This is a genomic window from Roseateles microcysteis (assembly GCF_036880965.1).
Lineage (GTDB): Bacteria > Pseudomonadota > Gammaproteobacteria > Burkholderiales > Burkholderiaceae_C > JAUASW01.
This window is the reverse complement of sequence record NZ_JBAJMV010000003.1, coordinates 318917-338851: the sequence shown is the minus strand read 5'-3', so window position 1 is coordinate 338851 and position 19935 is coordinate 318917. Positions and strand designations below refer to the sequence as shown.

Below are 19935 nucleotides of genomic sequence, written 5' to 3'. Positions count from 1 at the left end.
CGACCCCGCCCGAATCCATGGCATCGTTCGGGCATGCACAACAACGGCCCCAAAGAACTTCCTTCCAGTCTCAAGGTCTGGACCATCTGGCTGCTGGTGCTCCTGCTGGTCTTCCTCGGCTTCAAGGCCTGGGAGCGCGAGCAGGGCCGCAGCCGCTTCCTTGTGGAGGACAGCGGCGAGATCGTGCTCAAGCGCGGGCCGGACGGCCATTTCCATTGGCCCGGTCGCCTGGGCGATGTGGAAGTGATGTTCATGGTCGACACCGGCGCCACCTCCACCGCCTTGCCCGAGGGCCTGGCGCGCCAGGCCGGCCTGGTCTCGGAGGGCGAGGTGCGCTCCAGCACGGCGGGCGGTATCGCTCGCGGCTGGCGGGCGCGGGCTCATCTGCAGCTGGACGGCGGCGTGGAGGCGCGGCAGTTGCCGGTGACGGTGCTGCCGCAGCTGGATGCGCCGCTCCTGGGCATGGACATGCTGTCCAAGCTGCAGATGACGATGAGCGGCAATGAGCTGCGATTGAAGGGAGGCCGTTGATGCCCGTTCGCTATCTGCTGGCCGGCCTGCTCTTGTGGGCGGGCGCGGCATTCGCGCAGGACTGCCCCACCGTGCCCATGCCCGGCGCCGCCAAGCTGCGCCAGCTGGAGTCCGAGGCGGTGGACCGCGGACCGCTGTGGCGCATCCGCCGCGACGGCCATGACAGCTATCTCTACGGCAGCATCCACATCGGCCGCCCGGCCTGGCTGTTTCCCGGCCCGGCCTTGCGCCAGGCCTGGAGCCGCACCGACACCCTGGTGCTGGAGCTGGACCCCGGTGACCCGCAGTTGATGCAGGCGCTCCGGGCGATGCCCGCGATGGAGCTGGACCTGCGCAGCCAGAAGCGCCTGCAGGCGCAGATGCTCGCGGCCTGTCTGAGCGAACAGTCGCTGGCCGGACTGCATCCTCTGCTGCAGGTGGCCAGCATCGCCAGCATCGCCGGCCGTGCCGATGGCCTGGACCCGGCCTATGCGCAGGAGATGTCCCTGCTGGCCCGTGCGCGCGGCGAAGGGCGCCCCGTGCATGCACTCGAGACCGCCGCCGAGCAGATGGCAGCCTTGGTTCCGGCCGATGCGGCCACGGCCAAGCGCGAGCTGAGCGTGAGCCTGGAGCAGATGGAGAAGGGCCGGCTGCGGCCCATGCTGCGCGGCCTGGCCGATGCCTGGGAGCGCGGCGACCTGCAGGCGCTGAGCCAGGTCGAGCCGCCCTGCAATTGCCCGGACGACGACATCGAGCGCGAGCAGCTGCGCCGCCTCAACGATGGCCGCAACGAGGCGCTGGCGCAACGCATCGCCGCCCTGCATGCCTCCGGCAAGCGGGCGCTGGTGGCGGTGGGTGCCTTGCACATGAGCGGCGCCAAGGCCCTGCCCCTGCTCCTGAAGCAGCAGGGTTTCGAGGTGGAACAACTGCTGCCCAAGCCCCGCTGACGGCGTAGGATGCTGCCACCCCTTTCAACAGCGGAGACAGCGCGCATGGCCGACACCAGCTTCACCAAGTTCGTCCCGGGCTTCGACTTCCTGCAAGGCCTGGTCAAGAACGCCGGCTCGGCCCTGCCGGGCATCGGCCAGTGGGTCGCGCCCACCTTGAACCCGGAAGAGCTGGGCAAGCGCATCGAGGAGCTGCGCACCGTGCAGTTCTGGCTGGAGCAGAACGCCCGCATGCTCAACGCCACGATCCAGGCACTCGAAGTGCAAAGGATGACCCTGTCGACCTTGCAGACCATGAACGTGCCGCTGACCGAGCTGCGCGAGAGCCTGAAGATGCCCATGCCCGAGATGCCGGCCTTCCCCGGCCTGCCGGCTGCGCCCAAGGTGGCGGCGCGCGTCAAGAAGCAGGCGGCTGCCAAGGTGGATGCAGAAAGCACGAAGCCGGCGGCCAAGGCAGATGCCAAGACACCGCCGGTCGACCCCATGCAATGGTGGGGCGCCTTGAGCCAGCAGTTCACGCAGCTTGCCGCCAACGCCATGAAAGACCAGGCCACGGACGCCGCCAAGAACCTGGCCGGCGCCATGGTCAAGCAGAGCTTCGATGCTGCCGGCGAAACGCTGCGCAAGGCCGCCTCGGTGCCAGGCGCCGTGGCCAGCAGCGTGGCCAAGGGCCTGGCGGGCAAGCCGGCCGCCAAGAAGGCCGTCAGCAAGCCTGCGGTGCGCCGCCGCTGAAGCTGCCCCGGGCCGCCATGAAGCCCTTTGCCAGCGCGCACGCCACCCATCCGCTGCCGCAGATGGCCATGGCGCTCGCGGCGGCGCAGATCGACGCGCAGCGCGCCGAGTCCGGCCTGCAGCCCACGCTGGGCTGGCTCTATCTGAGTGCCCGATTCGTCAGCGCCGCGGAGGTCTTGCTTGACGAAGCGCGCCAGCGCTGGCCAGGTGTCGATTGGGTGGGTTGCAGCGCCATCGGGCTGATTGCCGGCGAGGCCGAGTATTTCGATGACGAGCCGGCGCTGGCCCTGATGCTGGCCGAGCTGCCGCGCGAGCAGTTCCGTGTGTTCTCGGGCGCCGCGCCGCTGGCGCGCTGGCCGGCCGAGCTCGCGCAAGTGCATGCCGATGCCGCAGCGCCCGAGCTGGGCGAGCTGCTTCAGGACATGGCCAGCCACACCCGTGACGGCTATCTGTTCGGCGGTCTGCCCAGCAGCCAGCCCACCGAGGCCGGCGTGCAAGTGGCCAATGGCGTCTGGCGTGGCGGGCTCTCGGGTGTGGCCTTCGGGCCGGGCATCGAGATCATTTCGCGCGTCAGCCAGGGCTGCCAGCCGCTGGGCGAGGAGCGCGAGGTCAGCGACTGCGATGGCAACCTGCTGCTGGCGCTGGATGGCGAACCCGCGCTGGACCTGCTGCTACAAGACCTGGCCCTGCCGGTGCTGACCGAGGCCGACGACTGGCGCGAGGCCTTGCCGCGGCTGCGCCAGACGCTGGCCGGCCTTCGCCGCACGGCCCTGTCTGCTCAGCCGCGCCTGCATGCCTTCGGGCCCGAGGTGATGGTGCGCCATCTGGTGGGTATTGATCCGGCCCGTCACGGCGTGGCCATTGGCGAGCGTCTGCATCAGGGCGACCACCTGAGCTTCTGCCAGCGTAACCGCGAGGCCGCGCGCCGCGACCTGGTGCGCATCTGCGCCGAACTGCGCGAGCTGGCCGGCGAAAGGCCCATGCTCGGTGCGGTCTACGTCAGCTGCGCAGGGCGCGGCGGCCCGCATTTCGGCAGCCCTTCGGCCGAGGCCCGCATCGTTCGCCATGCACTTGGCGAGGTGCCGCTTGTGGGGTTTTTCGCGGCCGGCGAGATCGCGCATCAGCATCTCTATGGCTACACCGGCGTGCTGTCGGTATTCTTGGGTCCATGACGATGGATCGTCGAAGCCTGCTTGCCGCTGCCAGTGCCCTCGCTGCGGGAGCCGGGCATGCCGCAGCGCCCCTGGTCGTGCGCGTGGCCAAGCACGAGGCCATGCAAGACCCGCAGGTGCGCTACATGCTGCTGCTCCTGCGCCTGGCCCTGGAGCGAAGCGGCAAGAAAGTCGAGATCCAGTCCAGCCGCAATGTGATGGTGCAGAGCCGCTCCTTGCTGGAGCTGGCAAGACCCGACCCCGGGCTCGACGTGTTCTGGACCATGACCAATCCCGAGCGCGAGCAGCAATTGCTGCCGGTCCGTATCCCGCTGGACCGTGGTTTGCTCGGCTGGCGCCTCCTGCTGGTACGCGAGGCGCAGCTCGGGCGATGGGCCGGCGTCAAGACGCTGGAGCAATTGGGCGCCTTGCAGGCCGGCCAGATGAACGACTGGCCCGACACCGCCATCCTGCGCGCCAACGGTCTCAAGGTGCAGACGGGCACGCATTTCGAAAGCCTGTTCAGCTGGCTGGCCGAGGGCCGTTTCGACTACTTTCCGCGCTCGGTGCTGGAGATCGGCCTGGAGGCGCAGGAACATGCCGCTCGTGGCGTGGTGATCGAGCCGCATCTGCTGCTGCAGTACCCGACCGCGCTCTACTTCTTCGTCGCACCCGCCAAGCCGCAATTGCATGAGCTGTTGACCCAGGGCATGGAAGCCCTGGTTGCCGACGGCACCCTGGAGCGGCTCTGGCAGGCCCAGTTCGGCGATGTGATCGAGCGCTACAAGCTGCGCTCGCGCCACTTGCTCAAGTTGCAGAACCCGCTGCTGCCTACCGCCACGCCGCTGGCGCGCAAGCAGTTGTGGTTCGGGCTCTGAACGAGTAACGGCTCAAGGCGGCAACTGCCAGCGCTCAACGATGCGCCGGTACTCGCCCGAGGCTTTCAGTGCCGCCAGGCCCTGGTCCAGCAAGGCCGCGTGGCGCGGCGCCTCGGCTCGCTTGCGCGAGAAGGCCACATAGATCGGCAGATCGTTGAAGGCGCGGCCCACGCGTTTCAACTTGCCGCGCAATTCGCCGGCATTGGCTTGCACCAGGTAGTCGAAGACGCGGTCGTCCAGCACGGTGAAATCGGCGCGGCCTGCCGCCAGCATGCGCAGATTGGCCAGGTCGCTCAGCGCGACGACGCGGACGATGCTCTGGTTCGCCTCGATGGTGTCGCCATACGAGCCGCCGTGCGTCAGGACCACGCGCCGGCCCGACAGGGCTGCCGGCCCCAGGCCGCTTTCCTTGCTGTCGACCCGGGCGTAGATGCCGTTGCTGTTGAGCAGCAGCGGCGTGGCGTGGAAGAGATAGGAGTCCTGGCTGTGCTTGAGGTCCTGGCCGCTGTTGAAGCAGCCCAGTTCGTCGCCACGCTCGACCAGGGTCATGCAGCGGGCAAAGGGCATGCTTTTCAGTTGCAAACTGACCCCGACGCTGGCATAGGCTGCGCGCACGAGGTCGACGGTCAGGCCGGTGATGCGCCCGTCCCGCTGCGCCGTGTAGGGGTACCAGTCGTTCTCCGCTACCAGGGTGATCTGCTCTGCCCGCGCTGGCGCCTGGCTCAGGCTCAGCAAGAGAGAGAGGACTGAGAGCAGCGCGCGCATGGTCCGCCCAATATAGACCTTGCGGGCTTCAGCGGCCACGCCGCCACGTCCCCTGATTGATGCCCAGGCCCAGCAGCACCGCCGCCGTGCCGGCCCACTGCAGGGGGCTCGGCCATTCGCTGAAGGCGGCGGCCGCAGCGAGCAGGCCCACCACCGGCACCAGCAGCGACCAGGGCACGACCTTGCTGGCCGCATGGCGCTTGAGCAAGCGGGTCCAGAGGCTGTAGGCCAGCAGTGTTGCCAGCAGGCCGAGGTAGAGCACGGCGGCACAGGCCTTCAGATCCATGGCATGGATCTGCTCGCGGATGGCGTCGTGGCCCTGCTGCCAGAGTGCCATCGCGAAGAAGGGAGCTATGGGCACCAGACTGCTCCAGGCGATGAAGGACACCGGGTCGTAGTCGCCTTGCTTCGCCGCGACGCGACCGACCAGGTTGGACACGGCCCACATGAAGGCTGCACCCAGGGTCAGCAGGAAGCCGATCAGCGTCATTTGCCCGGGGCCTTCGCCATGGGCGGCGGCAATCGCGATCAGGCCGGCCAAGGCCACCGTGAGGCCGGCCCATTGCGAGCGGTGCGTCGGCTCCCCCAGCAGCGGGGCTGCGAGCAGCAGGGTGAAGAAGGCCTGCGTCTGCATCACCACCGAGGCCATGCCGGCCGTCATGCCGAGTTGCAGCCCGGTGAACAGAAGGCCGAACTGGCCCACGCCTTGTGCCAGGCCGTAGGCCAGCAGATAGCGCCAGGGCAGGGGTGGCGCGCGCCAGATCACGAGCAGGGCGGAGGCCGCCACGCAGAAGCGCAGGGCGCCCAGCAGCATCGGCGAGAGCCCCTGCAGGCCCAGCTTCATCACGACGAAGTTGAGACCCCAGATCACGACGACGGCGGCGATGCGCACGGCGTCGCCGCGAGACAGCGTCGTCGTGCTCATCGGCTGATCTTCCGGCCCTGCGCGGCACGGGCGGCGACGAAGGCCTCGAACGCTTCAGCGCTGCTCTTTCCTGGCACGAAGCCCAGCTCTTCCTTCAAGCGCTTGTTCAGGAGCACGGGTCGAAAGCGCAGGAAGTCCAGTTGCTCGGGCCCATAGCGGCTGATGCCCAGCTTCGATCCCACGGCCAGCGCGAACTGCAGCAGCCCGGCCGGCAGGTCCAGCACCGGCTTGCCCAGCCGCGCCGCGATCTCGCGCAGCGGCAGCGCGCCATCGCCGGCCACATTGAAGAGGCCCGCCTGGCCGGTGCGCAGCGCATGAGCAAAGGCCGCGCAGACGTCTTCATCCCAGATGAAGACGAAGGGGCTGGCGCTGCCGCGTATCGCCAACAGGCGCTTCTTTTCGAACAGCGCGGTGATCTGGTTGTCGACCCGCTCGCCGAGGATGGTGCCGATGCGGAACACCGTCTGCTTCAGCTCGGGGTGCCGCACGCGGTAGTCGGCCAGCATCTCCTCGACCAGGCGCTTGTGGTGCGAGTAGGCAAAGCTCTCGTTGCCGCGCAGCGCCTGCTCTTCGCTGATCCAGTCCGGGTTGTCGGCGTGATAGCCGTAGGCCGCGCCGCTGCTGCTCACCAGCAGGTGCCGAACGCCGGCGGCCACGCAGGCCTGCAGGACGTTCTTGCTGCCCAGCACGTCGACCGAATATTCCAGCTCGCGGCTGGAGCCGCGGCCCGGCGTGACGATGGAGGCGAGATGGACGACGGTGTCGATGCGGTGCAGCTGCAGCGCATGCACGAGGCTGGCATCGCGCACATCCTGCTTTTCGTAGACGACGCCGGCCAGGCGGCGCTCAGTCGGCACTTCGCGCACGTCCTGCGCCAGCAGCAGTTCGCAGTCGCCGGCTTCGGCCAGCAGCTTCAGCAGCGAGCGGCCGAGAAAGCCGTCCGCGCCCGTGATCAGTATCCTCATGCCAGTCGCTCCGCGTCCCGCCTTGGTATTGCTGCGGGCCGAGCGCCGGGCCGCTCCCAAGCCGGCCCGCATTGGGCGAGAGCTTGCTGGTCAAGCCAGCAAGAATCGCCGTCCCCTCGGGGGACCGGCCAAGGTACGCCTTGGACGAGGGGCCTCATATTGAGTCGCCCTTGAAGCGTGTTCTTGCGGCTGGCCGGTTTGCCCACCAGGCCGCCAGCCCCATGCCGATGATGATGTCGAGGAAGCCCCAGGCGCCGGCCACCACGGCCATGCCGCCGAGGCCACCGAAGAAGCTGAAGATCAAGACCAGGCCGAGGCCCGCATTGCGGATTCCCACCTCGACGGACATGGCCCGCCGCTCGTACTCCGCCAGGCCTGCCAGCGCCGCGCAGCCATAGCCCAGGCCATAGGCCAGAGCGTCATGCAGGATCACGGCACCCATCACCAGGCCGAGGTACTCGAGGAAGTAGCGCCAGTTGCCGGCAATCGCCGCAACGATGAAGAGCACGAGGAAGACAAAGCTCAGGATGCGCGCCGGCTTCTTGACCTTGTCGGTGAAGGCCGCAAACAGCTTGGCGCAGGCCATGCCCAGCACAAAGGGCAGGCCGATGATGATGACGATGTGCAGGCCCATCTCGAGCGGGTCCAGCGCGATGCTGCGCAGGAGCGGCGCGGCCGTCGGATGCATGCCGCCCCAGAAGGCGACATTGAGCGGCATCAGCACGATGGCGAGCGCGTTCGACACGGCGGTCATCGACACCGACAGCGCCACATTGCCGCCAGCCCGGTGCGTGATGATGTTGGAGATGTTCCCCGGCGGGCAGCAGGCCACCAGGATCATGCCCAGCGCGATGCTGGGTGCCGGCTGCAGCACGAGCGTCAAGACATAGGTGATGGCCGGCAGCAGGAGGAACTGCGCTGCAATTGCTACCGCCATCGCGATGGGCATGCGCGCTACGCGCTTGAAGTCCTCGACCCGGGTGTCCAGCGCGATGCCAAACATCAGGAAGGCCAGCACGCCGTTGAGCAATTGCAGCGACGCGGGGTTGAAGTTGAGGCGGACCTCGTCGACAGGGATCATCTTCAGGCTCCTGCGAGGGCGGCAGCTTCGGCACGCACGGTGCGGCGGTAGACGTCCTTGTTGACGTAGTAGGCCATGCGCTCGAGCTTGAGGTAGCGGTAGCCGCCGCTGAGGTCGGGCGCCGGGCCCGTGAGCTTGGCGGCGAAGCCGGCGGCCTTGGCCGGCTCGCTGGCCTGGGCCTTCAGGAAGCGCGCCACCAGCTCGGCCTGCTCGTAGCGGCCCTGCCATCCCAGGCCGCTGGCCTCGACCATGCCGATGACCGCGAGGTTGGTGAAGCGCGGCGCAAAGATGTTCAGGTAGAGCTGCGGCGCCATGCCCTGCCAGTTCAAGAGCTCGCGGCTGATGAAGGGGTAGTGCAGCTGATAGCCGGTGGCCGCCAGCACCAGGTCGTAGTCGCGCGAGCTGCCGTCCTTGAAGTGCACGGTCTGGCCCTCGAAGCGCGCGATGTCGGGCCGCACCTTCACGTCGCCATGGCCGATGTGATGCAGGATCAGGGAGTTCACCACGGGGTGCGACTCGTACATCCTGTACTCGGGCTTGGGGAAGCCGAAGCGCACCGGGTCGCCGGTGAACCATTGCAGGATGCGGCTGTCAATTCTCTGCTTCAGCCAGGGCGGCAGCGTGATCTTGCCGCCTATGGTGTCGGCCGGTTTGCCGAACACATACTTGGGCACGAAGTAATAGCCGCGGCGCACCGAGATGTCCACGCTCTTTGCGTAGTGCACCGCATCCACCGCGATGTCGCAGCCCGAGTTGCCAGCGCCGATGATCAGCACCCGCTTGTCCTTGAACATCTCCGCGCTCTTGTAGGCGCTGGTGTGATGCAGCTCGCCCGTGAAGTTGCCTTCGAAGCGCGGCATATTGGGCTCGGCCAGCGTGCCATTGGCAATGACCACGGCCTTGAACTCGGCGCTGTGCTCGCCGCCTGCAGCATCGAGCCAGCTGACGCGCCACAGCGGCGCCGGGCCGTTGCCCACCGGCTCCACGCGCTGCACCCGCGTGCTGAAGCGATAGTGCTGGCGCAGGCCGAACTTGTCGGCAAAGGCGGCGAAGTAGCGCTGCAGTTCCTTGTGGCTGGGATAGTCGGCCACCGAGTCGTCCATGGGGAACTCGCTGAACTCGGTCATGCGCTTGCTCGAGATCAGGTGAGCCGACTCGTAGACCGTGCTGCGCGGGTTGGCGATGTTCCACAGCCCGCCCACATCGCTGTAGGCCTCGAAGCCCTGGAAAGGAAGTCCGGCCTTTTGCAGATTGCGCGCGGCGGCCAGGCCCGAGGGGCCGGCGCCGATCAGGGCGACTTGCTGGCGGGTGTCTTGTTCGCTCATTGTCTTGTCTCTTGGTTCTTGTTCAGGCCAGGGATCTCGGTGGCGCCGGCTTCGCCCACGCGTGGCTTGCGCGGCTGCTTCAGGAGGATGCGCTCATGCAGCTGCTCGGGCAGCAGGGCCAGGGCGCTGGAAAGCCAGCCCAGGCGCCGCGGCAGCACGATGTCTTCGTGGCCGCGCGTGAGGCCGGCCAGGATGCGGGCGGCTGCCACTTCGGGCTCCAGCAAACCCGGCATGGCGAAGCGGTTGCCCGCCGTCAGCGAGGTGCGCAGGTAGCCGGGGCTGACGGTCGTCACCTGCAGGCCGCTGGCGCGTAGGTCGGCGCGCAGGCTTTGCAGATAGACGATCAGGCCGGCCTTGCTGGCGCAATAGGCGCCATTGCCCGGCAGTCCGCGCCGGCCGGCGAGGCTGGCAATGCCCACCAGCGTGCCGCGGCCGGCCGCCTGCAATGGCGCGACAAAGGGCTGGAAGGTGGTGGCCACGCCCAGCAGATTGATCTCCAGCATGCGGCGCAGCACGGCCAGGTCTTCGGCGCGGGCGCCATCGAAGCCGCCTGCCACGCCGGCGTTGGCGATCACCAGGTCGGGTGTGCCGTGATGACTCGTCCAGTCATCCGCCATGGCCTGCATGGCCGCGCCATCGCTGACGTCGGGCGTGTAGATGCGGCTGCGAGCCGGAGCCAGGTCTTGCAGGGCCTGGAGGCGCTCCCGGTTCAGGCCGACCAGGGCCACGGCCGCGCCGGACGCGAGCAACTGGCGCGCCAGGGCCTGGCCCAGGCCGCCGCAGGCGCCGGTGACGATGGCATTGCTGAACATGGCCGCGAGCTTAGCCAGCGGCGAGAATCGTCTCGGATTGTTTTATTGATTCGTCCCGGAATCCGAGATTTGACAAGCATGCCTGAAGACGCCACCCCGGGCCTGCGCCTGCTCGACCTGCTGGAATTGCTGGCTCGCGCGGGCGTGCCGCAAAGCCTTTCGGAGCTGCTGCCGCAATCGCCCTGGCCCAAGCCCACCCTGCACCGCATGCTGCAGCAGTTGGAGGCGGGCAATTGGCTGCAGCGCGAGCCCGATGGCCGCCGCTATGCGCTGGCCGGCCGCGCGCGCGCGCTGGCCGAGGCGACTCTGTCGGGCAGTGCCCAGGCCGGCGTGCGCCACGCGGTGCTGCGCGCGCTGGTGGCCGACATTGGCGAAAGCTGCAATCTCACGGCACTGTCGGGCGCGGAGGTGATCTATCTCGATCGCGTCGAAACCGCGTTCCCGCTGCGCCTGGAGCTCAAGCCCGGCACGCGCGTGCCCCTGCATTGCTCGGCCAGCGGCAAGCTGTTCCTGGCCTTTGCGCCGGCGCGGCAGCGGCAGCAGTTGCTCGAGGGCTTGAATCTCACGCGCCACACCGCCACGACCCTGCACAGCCGCGAGCAACTGGAGGCGGAGCTGGTCCGCATCCGCCGGCAAGGCTATTCGGTGGACGACCAGGAGTTCGTCGAAGGGCTCAACTGCGTGGCCGTGCCGGTGCGCGAAAGCGGCGCCGCGTCCACGAGCCCGGCTCGCTGCGCCGTGGCCTTGCAGGCACCGAGCGCGCGCCTTCCCTTGAGCGAGGCGCTGGGCTTGGTCGGGCGCTTGCGTGAGGCGGCTGCGGCGCTCGCGCGCAGCCTGTGATCAGCGTTCCTTGAGCAGGTCCAGGCTGTAGCTGCGGTATTCGAAATCGATGTCTGGCGGCGGCGCAGTCCGCAGATGATGGATGCGTCGCTTGGACAGCTCCACCAATTGCAGCGAGGGCAGGAGATGCTTGCGCATCAAGGCTTGCAGCGAACCATCGGCATGGGCCTGCTGCAGGCCCAGGGTGAGGCGCTCGATCACCGCCGTGTTGTCGCGGTGCGTGTAGATGAACTGCGGCATGTCGTAGACCAGCGCGAAGCTGCGGTCCAGCAACAGGCCGGGCTGGGCTTGCGCCTGGGCTTCGGCCTGCACCTCCAGCACGCTGCGGCAGAACAAGTCGGCGCGGCCTCGGGCCACCATGCGGAACAGGGCCTCGTAGCCGGCGCCCTCGATGACATGGAAGCCGTTGTCGCGCAGCACCGGCACATCGGACCAGCCCAGCCCTTGCAGGATGCTGAACTTGTTGCGCAATTCGTCCAGCGTGCTGGCCTGGGCGACCGCCTGCTGCGACTGCGGCGACACGAAACAGACGCGGTAGCCGGTGGCCCCCAGCATCAGCGGGAAGCGCACGGGCGCGAGCAGGCCCGTCTCATGGGCCTCGCTGGCGCCAGTCATGATCATCAGATTGGGATGGGTCTTCTGCCGCGCACTGAGCAGCGCGCGCTGCTTGTTCATTGGCGGCGAACTCAGGAGCTTGTAGGGGCCATGGCTGGCCAAGGTCTTGTCGAGCGCCAGCCGCAGCGCAGCATTGATGTAGATCTGCCGCTTGTCCGTGGGGCTTTCCGGCGATCGCAAGGTCAACAGCAGTTCGGCCGCCGACGCGGTGATGCTGACGCTGCAGGCGAGCAGCGCGGCGAAAAGGGCGCGGAATGGCTTCACGATCAGGGGGAATGGCTTGGCCGCATTAGAGCGCATCGAAGCCGCTACAGTCACGGCTTGTCGCTGGAGAAGCCTGTTGTCAAACGCCTCTGAAGCTCCGCATGCCACGCTACGCCGCCAAGCCCAGGCGAGGCTTGTCGACGCGTTGCTGGATGTGCTGCCTGCGCATGCGCTCTTGTGGCAGTCGGAAGACACCACGCCCTATGAATGCGATGGCCTGACCGCCTATCGCACGCGGCCGCTGGCCGTGGCGCTGCCCGAGAACGAACAGCAGGCGGGCGCGGTCCTGAAGGTCTGCCATGACTTGCAGATCCCGGTCGTTGCGCGCGGTGCCGGTACCGGCCTGTCGGGCGGCGCCTTGCCGCATGAGCAGGGCCTCACGCTGGCCCTGGCCAAGTTCAACAAGATCATCGCCGTCGATCCGCTGGCCCGCACGGCTCGCGTGCAATGCGGCGTGCGCAACCTCGCCATCTCTGAAGCAGTCGCGCCGCATGGCCTGTACTACGCGCCCGACCCCAGCAGCCAGATCGCCTGCACGATTGGCGGCAATGTGGCCGAGAACTCCGGTGGCGTGCATTGCCTCAAGTACGGCCTCACGCTGCACAACGTCTTGAAGGTGCGCGGCCTGACGGTCGAGGGCGAGCCGGTCGAGTTCGGCTCCGAGGCGCTCGATGCCGCCGGCCTGGACTTGCTGAGCCTGATCGTCGGCAGCGAAGGCATGCTGGCGGTGATCACCGAGGTGACGGTCAAGCTCACGCCCAAGCCGCAGCTGGCGCGCTGCATCATGGCCAGCTTCGACGACATCCGCAAGGCCGGCGAGGCGGTGGCGGCCATCATTGCGGCTGGCATCATTCCGGCTGGCCTGGAGATGATGGACAAGCCGATGACCGCGGCGGTCGAAGACTTCGTCCACGCCGGCTACGACCTGACGGCCGAGGCCATCCTGCTGTGCGAAAGCGATGGCACGCCGGAAGAGGTGGCCGAAGAGATCGAGCACATGAGCGCCGTGCTGCGCGCAAGTGGCGCCACGCAGATTTCGGTCAGCGAGAACGAGGCCCAGCGCCTGAAATTCTGGAGCGGCCGCAAGAACGCCTTCCCGGCCTCGGGCCGCATCAGCCCCGACTACATGTGCATGGACTCGACCATTCCGCGCAAGCGCCTGGCCGACATCCTGCTGGCCATCCAGCAGATGGAAGAGAAGTACGGCCTGCGCTGCGCGAATGTCTTCCATGCCGGCGACGGCAATCTGCACCCCTTGATCCTGTTCGACGCCAACGACCCGGACCAGCTCCACCGCTGCGAGCAGTTCGGCGCCGAGATCCTCGAGGCCAGCGTGGCCATGGGCGGCACGGTCACCGGCGAGCATGGCGTGGGCATCGAGAAGCTGAACTCCATGTGCGTGCAGTTCTCGGCCGAAGAGCGCGCGCAGATGATGGCCGTGAAACGCGCGTTCGATCCGACCGAGGGTCTCAACCCCGGCAAGGTGATTCCGACGCTGCAGCGCTGCGCCGAATACGGCCGCATGCACGTGAAGCGGGGCTTGCTGGCCTTCCCGGAACTGGAGCGCTTTTGATGACGTCGCGGCTGTTGAAAGACTTGCAGGAGCAGATCCGCGCAGCCACGGCGCCATTCGAGGTTCGTGGTCACGGCAGCAAGCGCTTCTATGGCGGTGAGCCGCGCGGCGAAGTCTTGAGCACGGCAGGCTTGAGCGGCATCAGCAGCTACGAGCCGAGCGAGCTGGTGGTGACGGTGCAGGCCGGCACGCCGATCAGCGAGCTGGAGAAGGTGCTGGCGGCGCAAGGCCAGCACCTCGCCTTCGAGCCGCCCCGCATCAACGGTGAAGGCACGGTGGGCGGCATGGTCGCCTCCGGCCTGGCCGGCCCCGCACGGGCCAATGCCGGCGGCGCGCGCGACCATGTGCTCGGCGCCACGCTGCTGAATGGCAAGGGCGAGCTGATGAACTTCGGTGGCACGGTGATGAAGAACGTGGCCGGCTATGACGTCTCGCGTCTGCTCGCCGGTTCGCTGGGCGTGCTGGGCCTGATCGCCGAGGTGTCCTTGAAGGTCTTGCCGCGCCCGGTCGTGCAGGCCACGCTGCGCTTCGACATGGACCAGGCGCAAGCCCTGCAGCAACTCAATCGCTGGGGCGGCCAGCCTTTGCCGATCACCGCCAGCGCCTGGTGGGATGGCGCCCTGGTGCTGCGCCTGGCCGGTGCCGAGGGTGCCGTGCGCAGCGCCTTCCACAAGCTCGGTGGCGAGCTGATTCCCGACAGCCTGGCCCTGCCTTTCTGGGAAGGCCTGCGTGACCAGCGCGATGAGTTCTTCGTCGGTGCCGAGCGGGCGGTGAGCGCCGGTGCGCGGCTGTGGCGTCTGTCCTTGCCGCAGACGGCGCCGGCCCTGAAGCTGCCGGGCGAGCAATTGATCGAATGGGGTGGTGCCCAGCGCTGGGTCACGACCAGCGCGCCACCCGCGCAGATGCGCGAGGCGGCCAGTTCAGTCGGCGGTCATGCCACGCTCTACCGCGCGCAAGACAAGAGCAGTGGCGTATTTGCGCCCTTGTCGCCGCCGCTGGCACGCATTCACCAGCAGCTGAAGCTGGCCTTCGATCCCAAGGGGCTGTTCAACCCCGGCCGCCTCTACCCAGACTTCTGATGCAAACCAAGCTCGCCCCCGAATTCCAAGGCACGCAGGAAGGCAAGACGGCCGAGGAGATCCTGCGCCGCTGCGTGCACTGCGGCTTCTGCACCGCCACCTGCCCGACCTATCAGTTGCTGGGCGATGAGCTCGACGGTCCGCGCGGCCGCATCTACCTGATGAAGCAGGTGCTGGAAGGCGAAACGCCCACGCGCAAGACGCAAGCGCACCTGGACCGCTGCCTGACCTGCCGCAACTGCGAATCCACCTGTCCCTCGGGCGTGCAATACGGGCAGTTGCTGGAGATAGGCCGCAACATCGTCGAAGCCAAGGTCGAGCGCCCGGCTGATGAGCGCCGCCAGCGCTGGCTCCTGAAGGAAGGCCTGACCTCGCGCGCCTTCGCGCCAGCCATGAAGCTCGGCCAATGGTTCAGGCCCCTGGTGCCTGGCGCCTTGAAGGACAAGATCCCGGCCCGACCCGACAAGCACGCGCACCAATGGCCCACGCGCGTGCACAAGCGCAAGGTCCTGATGCTGCTGGGCTGCGTGCAGCCCGCGATGATGCCCAACATCAATTCCGCCACGGCCCGTGTGCTCGATGCGGCCGGTGTGCAGACGCTGGTGGCCGACGACGCCGGCTGCTGCGGCGCGGTGCGCAGCCACCTGAGCGACCACGAGGGTGGCCTGGCCGACATGCGCCGCAATATCGACGCCTGGTGGCCGGTCCTGAAGGCCGACCCGTCCATCGAAGCCATCGTCATGAATGCCTCCGGCTGTGGCGTGACGGTGAAGGAATATGGACAGTCCTTGAAGCACGACCCGAACTACGCCGAGAAGGCCGCGCGCATCAGCGCGTTGACCAAGGACCTCAGCGAGCTGCTGCCGTCGCTGGTGCCGGCGCTGAAGTCGCGCCTGGCCAAGCGCAGCGGCGGCACCGTGGCCTATCACCCGCCGTGCACCTTGCAGCATGGCCAGCAATTGCGCGGCGGCGTTGAAGCGGGGATGCGCGAGCTCGGTTTCCGGGTGGAGACCGCGGCTTGCGAGAGCCATCTCTGCTGCGGCTCGGCCGGTACCTATTCGGTGCTGCAGCCCGAACTCTCACGCCAGCTGCGCGACCGCAAGCTGGCCGCGCTGGCGCCGCTGCAGGCCGAGACCATCGTCTCGGCCAATATCGGCTGCATCCAGCATCTGCAGTCCGGTACCGCGGTGCCGGTGCAGCATTGGGTCGAGCTGCTGGATGCCCAGCTGCGCTGAGACCGCATTCTTTACATGCGGCGTATAAAGTCGCCGTCTGCCCCGTGTTGAAGTGAAGTTGAAGTGAAGACATCCGCCATGAGCCAACGCCGTTCCTTCCTGCTGTTGACGACGCTTGCCACAGCCCTGCTGGCTGCCTGCTCGGGCCCGATCCCGATCCTGGAGCCTGCCGCGACCAAGGCGGTTGCCGCTCCTGCTTCGCCGGCCCGGCCCAAGCTGGTGGTCTTCATCGTCATTGACGGGCTGCCCATGCGCCAGGTGCTCGAGAACCGCGAGCAGTTCTCGCCGGACGGCTTCCGCCGCTTCCTGGACCGCGGTGCCACCTTCATGGATGCCCATTACGCCCATGCCCACACGGTCACCGCGGCCGGCCATTCGGTGATGATGACCGGCGCCTATCCGCAGCGCACCGGCATCATCAGCAATGAATGGGTGGACCCCGAGACCCGCAAGCCCGTCTACAACACCCAGGACACCGATTACCACTACATCGGCAACAAGACCGGCCCGATGGCGGGCACCAGCCCGCGCATGCTGCAGGCCGAGACGGTGGGCGACGTGTTGCGCACGGCAGACCCGCTGTCCAAGGTGCTCGGCATCTCGGGCAAGGACCGGGGCGCCATCCTGCCGGCCGGCCACAAAGGCACGGCATATATGTACATGAGCAGCACGGGCCAGTTCGCCTCGAGCACGTACTACATGCCGCAGCATCCGCAGTGGGTCGAGGCCTTCAATGCGGCCAAGCCGGCCGACGCCTTGTTCGGCCAGACCTGGGCGCCCTTGCTGCCCGACAAATGCGATGACGGCAGCACGCGGCGCCAGCCGGTCGCCGGCGGCCCGATCTACGCCTGCGACGCCTATGCACGCTCGGCCGCCGATGGCCAGCCCTTCCAGAGCGCCGAGGGCAGCGTCAATGGCAACCGCCTGCCCGCCGTGCTGGGCCAGCAGCTGAGCGGCCCCGGCCCCGACTTCTACAAGCTCATCCTGCCCACCCCCTATGGCGACCAGCTGACGCTGGCCTTCGCGCGCGCAGCCGTGGAAGGCGAGGGCCTGGGCCAGGACGATCATCCCGACATCCTGAGCGTGAGCCTCTCAAGCCACGACTACATCAACCATGCCTTCGGCCCCGAGTCCAAGCTCTCGCATGACCACATGCTGCGCCTGGACCGCGATCTGCAGGCATTCTTCCAGTACCTGGACCAGCGCCTAGGCGCCGGCAACTACATGGCCATGCTGACGGCCGACCACGGCTTTGCCGACACGCCGGAGTGGGCGAAGTCGCTCGGGCGCGATGCCAAGCGCTTTGGCAGCAAGGCCCTGGTGGCGCATGCCAACGTGGGTCTGTCCATGCGCTTCGGCGAGGGCAAGTGGGTGACCGAGACCTCGGCCATGGGCCTGCTGTTCGACGAGAAGCTGATCGCCCAGCGTGGCTTGAAGCCAGACCAGGTCTACCTGGCGGCGCGCGACATCATGCTGATGCATCCCGAGGTCGAGGCTGTCTTCACCCCCGATCAGCTGCGCAGCAATGACGAGCGCACGCCCTACCTGGCGCAGATGCGCAAGTCCTGGCACCCGGAGCGCGCCGCGCCGGTACAGGTGATCATGAAGGAAGGGCGCTTGTTCAGTACCCGCACCTCCGGCAGCTCGCATGGCACGCCCTACGCCTACGACCATCATGTGCCCATTCTGGCCTGGGGCCCGGCCTGGGTGGGCCAGGGGGCGGTGAACCGCTGGGTCGAGGTGGCCGACATCGCGCCCACGCTGGCCGGCATCCTCAAGGTCGGCGTGCCGCGCCAAGCCCAGGGAAAGCCCTTGCCATTGCCGCGCTGAGGCAGCGCCGGAGCGTGAACTATCCCCATTGAAGTGCAGGTGCTGGCCGGCCTAGTATCGACCTGTGAGCAAGCCTGCCGCCCAGCCCCGCAAACGAGATATCAAGGCCTACGCCAGCGGCGCCTTCAAGCCGCACGGCCATATCGAGTTCTGGACCGAAGGTCAGGTCGTGCGTATCGAGGCCCAGGGTCCGTTCAACCGCGAAGCCTTCCAGGCTGTCGGCCTGGCCATGCGCGAGCTGTTTGCCACCATGCCGCCGGCGCCGGTGTTTGCCGACATCCTGGAAATCAGGCGCAGCATCATGATTTCGCCCGAGGCGCTGGAAGCCTTCGGTCACTTCCTGGCACAGATGAGCGCCAACAAGTCGGCGCCAAGAGCCGTGGCCTACGTCGTGGCGCCCGATGTCGAGGGCCGCAGCCTTGTGCTGCCCTTGCTGGACAGGCTCTATGCCGAGCATGGCCGGCAGTTCGCCGCGTTTGAGACCATGGCGCCGGCCGAAGCCTGGGTGCGCGAGCGCCTGAGTCAGCGCTGAGCGGCTTCAGCCCGCGTCCCTTTCAATCCGGTCCCGCCCTGCGGCCTTGGCGCGGTACAGCGCCGCATCGGCCCGCTGCAGCAAGACCTCGGAACTTTCGCCCCATTGCGCTTCCACCAGGCCCGCCGAGCAGCGGTAGCCAAACTCGGGTTGCTCGGCCAGCGGCCGGCTCTGGCGCACGCGGGCCAGCAGCCGCTCGACGATGACGCCGGCCTGCCCCAGGGCCGCGGCCGGCAGGATCAAGAGGAACTCCTCGCCGCCAATGCGGGCGCAGCCGTCTTCGCGCCGGGTGCTGGCCAGCATCTGGCGGGCAAAGTCGCACAGCACCTGGTCGCCGGCGGCATGGCCCAGGCTGTCATTGATCTGCTTGAAATGGTCCAGGTCCAGCAGCGCGACGCACAGCGGCCAGGCTTCAGACTCAGCCAGCGCCTGCTGCAGCAGTTGCAAGCCCTGGCGGCGATTGGCCAGGCCGGTCAGCGCATCGGTCTGCGAGGCCCGCAGCGCCTTGGCGTGGGCCTGTCTCAGGGACCGGCTGTCCTGGCGCAGCGGCGTGATGTCGATGGCCAGGCACATCAGCCAGCCGTCCGGCAGAACCGTCTCGCTCATCCAGATCCAGCGACCATCGGTCAGGTCGGCCTCGAAGGCGCGGTGCGGCAGCTTGCCGCGGCGCGAGGCGGTGGCGGCCAGCCAGGCCTCGATGTCGTCCGCCTCGATCACCGCGCCCTGGCCGCTGGCATGGTTGCTGCGCATCATGTCCGACCAGGTCAAGTGCCCATCCGGCTGCACCTTGTAGGCCTCGCAGAAGGCCTTGTTGGCCCAGCGCAGCACATCCTGCGCATCGAACAGCGCCGCGGGATTGGGGCTGGCCTCATGCGAGGCAAGCAGGGTCTGCGGCAGTAGGGCTTCGCTCATGGGCCGGTGCGGGTCTCCTGAGCGGCATTCTGACCCATTGCGGCGAGGCTGGCAGCCTCGCCTGTCTTGGCGTCAGCGTGCGCTGACTTCTCCCGAGCCGCTGACACGCTGCGTCAACTTGGGTCGGCCGGCGTAGCTCAGGTCGCCGGACCCGCTGAGGTTGACGTCCAGGATGTCCACCACGCCCAGCGACAAGTCGCCCGAGCCGCTCAATTGCGCCTTGGCCGAGGCGCCGCCCAGGCTGCGGGCTTCGACGTCGCCGGAGCCGTGCAGGGCCCAGGTTTGCTGGTCTGCCCGGCCGGCGACATGCACATCGCCCGAACCGCTGAGATGCGCCGACAGCTGCTTGACCTCCAGCATGCCGATGGCCAGGTCGCCCGAACCGCTCAGCGAGACATTGAAGCTCTCGCCCTTGAGCCGCTCGATCGTGACGTCGCCGGAACCGCTGATCTGCAGTGCCTGCAATTGCTTGACGTCGAGCCAGACGACCGGCGCATGGCGGGTCGAATAGCCGCTGCGCTCCTGGATGCGCAGGATGAGGGTGTCGCCCTCGACGCGGCTTTCCACCAGCGGTTCGATATTGTCGTCAGCGCTGACCTTCAGCCCCTCGCTGCCGGCCTGGTTGATGCGCACGTCGAAGGGACCTTCGAGGCGCACCTTGCTGAACGAGCTCACAGCGCGGGCTTTCTCGACGATATTGCCGGAGCCCTTGATCCGACGGCCGCTGGGGCCGTATTCGCTGGTGCCGCTGAAATGCGCGCTCCAGCCGTTGGCCTCCTTCTTGATGCGCAGGCGCCAGTCGTTTTCGTCCCCGGCCAGGGCGGCCTGGCCCAGCAGGGCAAGGGCCAGTGGCAACAGCAGGGTCTTCTTCTTGAGATTCAACATGGGCGGCTCCTGAAACACAAAGTGCGGCGAGTGTGCCCAGGCCGACAGCCGCCACCAACAAGGCGCTGACAGACTGCAA

The 19935-nt window shown here is 67.8% G+C and carries 20 protein-coding genes; 11 read left to right on the top strand and 9 right to left on the bottom strand.

The window, feature by feature from the left end; translation table 11 throughout:
• Positions 1-33 precede the first annotated feature (33 nt).
• Genes V3596_RS10550 through V3596_RS10530 form a run of 5 tightly spaced genes read left to right on the top strand, consistent with a single transcriptional unit; the run spans position 34 to position 4218 of the window.
• Entirely contained in the window at positions 34-531 is a 498-nt protein-coding gene (locus V3596_RS10550; RefSeq protein ID WP_334277681.1) for a retropepsin-like aspartic protease family protein, read from the top strand.
• Entirely contained in the window at positions 531-1457 is a 927-nt protein-coding gene (locus tag V3596_RS10545) for a TraB/GumN family protein (protein ID WP_334277680.1), read from the top strand. Before V3596_RS10550 ends, V3596_RS10545 begins: the two co-directional genes overlap by 1 nt.
• A 45-nt stretch (positions 1458-1502) precedes the next feature.
• Positions 1503-2189 (top strand): PhaM family polyhydroxyalkanoate granule multifunctional regulatory protein, encoded by a 687-nt coding sequence (locus V3596_RS10540; RefSeq protein WP_334277679.1) that lies wholly within the window; start codon positions 1503-1505, stop codon positions 2187-2189.
• Positions 2190-2206: 17 nt separating this feature from the next.
• Positions 2207-3361 (top strand): FIST signal transduction protein, encoded by a 1155-nt coding sequence (locus V3596_RS10535; protein ID WP_334277678.1) that lies wholly within the window; start codon positions 2207-2209, stop codon positions 3359-3361.
• A 2-nt stretch (positions 3362-3363) separates the two neighbouring features.
• Positions 3364-4218 (top strand): hypothetical protein, encoded by an 855-nt coding sequence (locus V3596_RS10530; RefSeq protein ID WP_334277677.1) that lies wholly within the window; start codon positions 3364-3366, stop codon positions 4216-4218.
• Positions 4219-4230: 12 nt separating this feature from the next.
• On the opposite strand, the gene V3596_RS10525 is transcribed toward V3596_RS10530, so the two are convergent.
• The 6 genes from V3596_RS10525 to V3596_RS10500 all read right to left on the bottom strand — a co-directional run bounded on the left by V3596_RS10525 (position 4231) and on the right by V3596_RS10500 (position 10091).
• Entirely contained in the window at positions 4231-4983 is a 753-nt protein-coding gene (locus V3596_RS10525; protein ID WP_334277676.1) for a substrate-binding periplasmic protein, read from the bottom strand.
• A 28-nt stretch (positions 4984-5011) separates the two neighbouring features.
• Positions 5012-5908 carry an EamA family transporter gene (locus tag V3596_RS10520; RefSeq protein ID WP_334277675.1) on the bottom strand — a complete coding sequence of 299 codons (897 nt, stop codon included), beginning with the start codon at positions 5906-5908 and terminating at the stop codon, positions 5012-5014.
• A complete protein-coding gene (locus V3596_RS10515; RefSeq protein ID WP_334277674.1) occupies positions 5905-6873 on the bottom strand; it encodes an SDR family oxidoreductase in 969 nt (322 codons plus the stop codon). Before V3596_RS10515 ends, V3596_RS10520 begins: the two co-directional genes overlap by 4 nt.
• A 154-nt stretch (positions 6874-7027) precedes the next feature.
• On the bottom strand, positions 7028-7954 hold the full coding sequence (locus tag V3596_RS10510; RefSeq protein WP_334277673.1) for a bile acid:sodium symporter family protein: 927 nt from the start codon (positions 7952-7954) through the stop codon (positions 7028-7030).
• A 2-nt stretch (positions 7955-7956) separates the two neighbouring features.
• On the bottom strand, positions 7957-9279 hold the full coding sequence (locus V3596_RS10505) for a flavin-containing monooxygenase (RefSeq protein ID WP_334277672.1): 1323 nt from the start codon (positions 9277-9279) through the stop codon (positions 7957-7959).
• The gene (locus V3596_RS10500) at positions 9276-10091 is read right to left on the bottom strand and encodes an SDR family oxidoreductase (protein WP_334277671.1); all 816 of its coding nucleotides are present in this window, start codon (positions 10089-10091) and stop codon (positions 9276-9278) included. The genes V3596_RS10505 and V3596_RS10500 overlap by 4 nt, the downstream gene beginning before the upstream one ends.
• A gap of 78 nt (positions 10092-10169) precedes the next feature.
• Between V3596_RS10500 and V3596_RS10495 the strand changes: the two genes are divergently transcribed.
• Positions 10170-10931 (top strand): IclR family transcriptional regulator, encoded by a 762-nt coding sequence (locus V3596_RS10495; protein ID WP_334277670.1) that lies wholly within the window; start codon positions 10170-10172, stop codon positions 10929-10931.
• Here the strand turns inward: V3596_RS10495 and V3596_RS10490 are convergent, their stop codons facing one another.
• Positions 10932-11810 (bottom strand): hypothetical protein, encoded by an 879-nt coding sequence (locus V3596_RS10490; protein ID WP_334277669.1) that lies wholly within the window; start codon positions 11808-11810, stop codon positions 10932-10934.
• A gap of 76 nt (positions 11811-11886) precedes the next feature.
• Between V3596_RS10490 and V3596_RS10485 the strand changes: the two genes are divergently transcribed.
• From V3596_RS10485 to V3596_RS10465, 5 genes are all read left to right on the top strand, one after another.
• A complete protein-coding gene (locus tag V3596_RS10485; protein ID WP_416383975.1) occupies positions 11887-13383 on the top strand; it encodes an FAD-linked oxidase C-terminal domain-containing protein in 1497 nt (498 codons plus the stop codon).
• On the top strand, positions 13383-14462 hold the full coding sequence (glcE, locus tag V3596_RS10480) for a glycolate oxidase subunit GlcE (protein ID WP_334277668.1): 1080 nt from the start codon (positions 13383-13385) through the stop codon (positions 14460-14462). The genes V3596_RS10485 and glcE overlap by 1 nt, the downstream gene beginning before the upstream one ends.
• Positions 14462-15697: a glycolate oxidase subunit GlcF gene (gene glcF, locus V3596_RS10475; RefSeq protein WP_334277667.1), complete on the top strand. Its 1236-nt coding sequence runs from the start codon at positions 14462-14464 to the stop codon at positions 15695-15697. The genes glcE and glcF overlap by 1 nt, the downstream gene beginning before the upstream one ends.
• Positions 15698-15775: 78 nt before the next feature.
• On the top strand, positions 15776-17527 hold the full coding sequence (locus V3596_RS10470; protein WP_334277666.1) for an alkaline phosphatase family protein: 1752 nt from the start codon (positions 15776-15778) through the stop codon (positions 17525-17527).
• A 64-nt stretch (positions 17528-17591) separates the two neighbouring features.
• The gene (locus V3596_RS10465) at positions 17592-18059 is read left to right on the top strand and encodes a hypothetical protein (RefSeq protein WP_334277665.1); all 468 of its coding nucleotides are present in this window, start codon (positions 17592-17594) and stop codon (positions 18057-18059) included.
• Positions 18060-18065: 6 nt separating this feature from the next.
• On the opposite strand, the gene V3596_RS10460 is transcribed toward V3596_RS10465, so the two are convergent.
• Entirely contained in the window at positions 18066-18971 is a 906-nt protein-coding gene (locus V3596_RS10460; RefSeq protein WP_334277664.1) for a sensor domain-containing diguanylate cyclase, read from the bottom strand.
• A gap of 72 nt (positions 18972-19043) precedes the next feature.
• Entirely contained in the window at positions 19044-19856 is an 813-nt protein-coding gene (locus V3596_RS10455; RefSeq protein WP_334277663.1) for a head GIN domain-containing protein, read from the bottom strand.
• Positions 19857-19935: the final 79 nt, after the last annotated feature.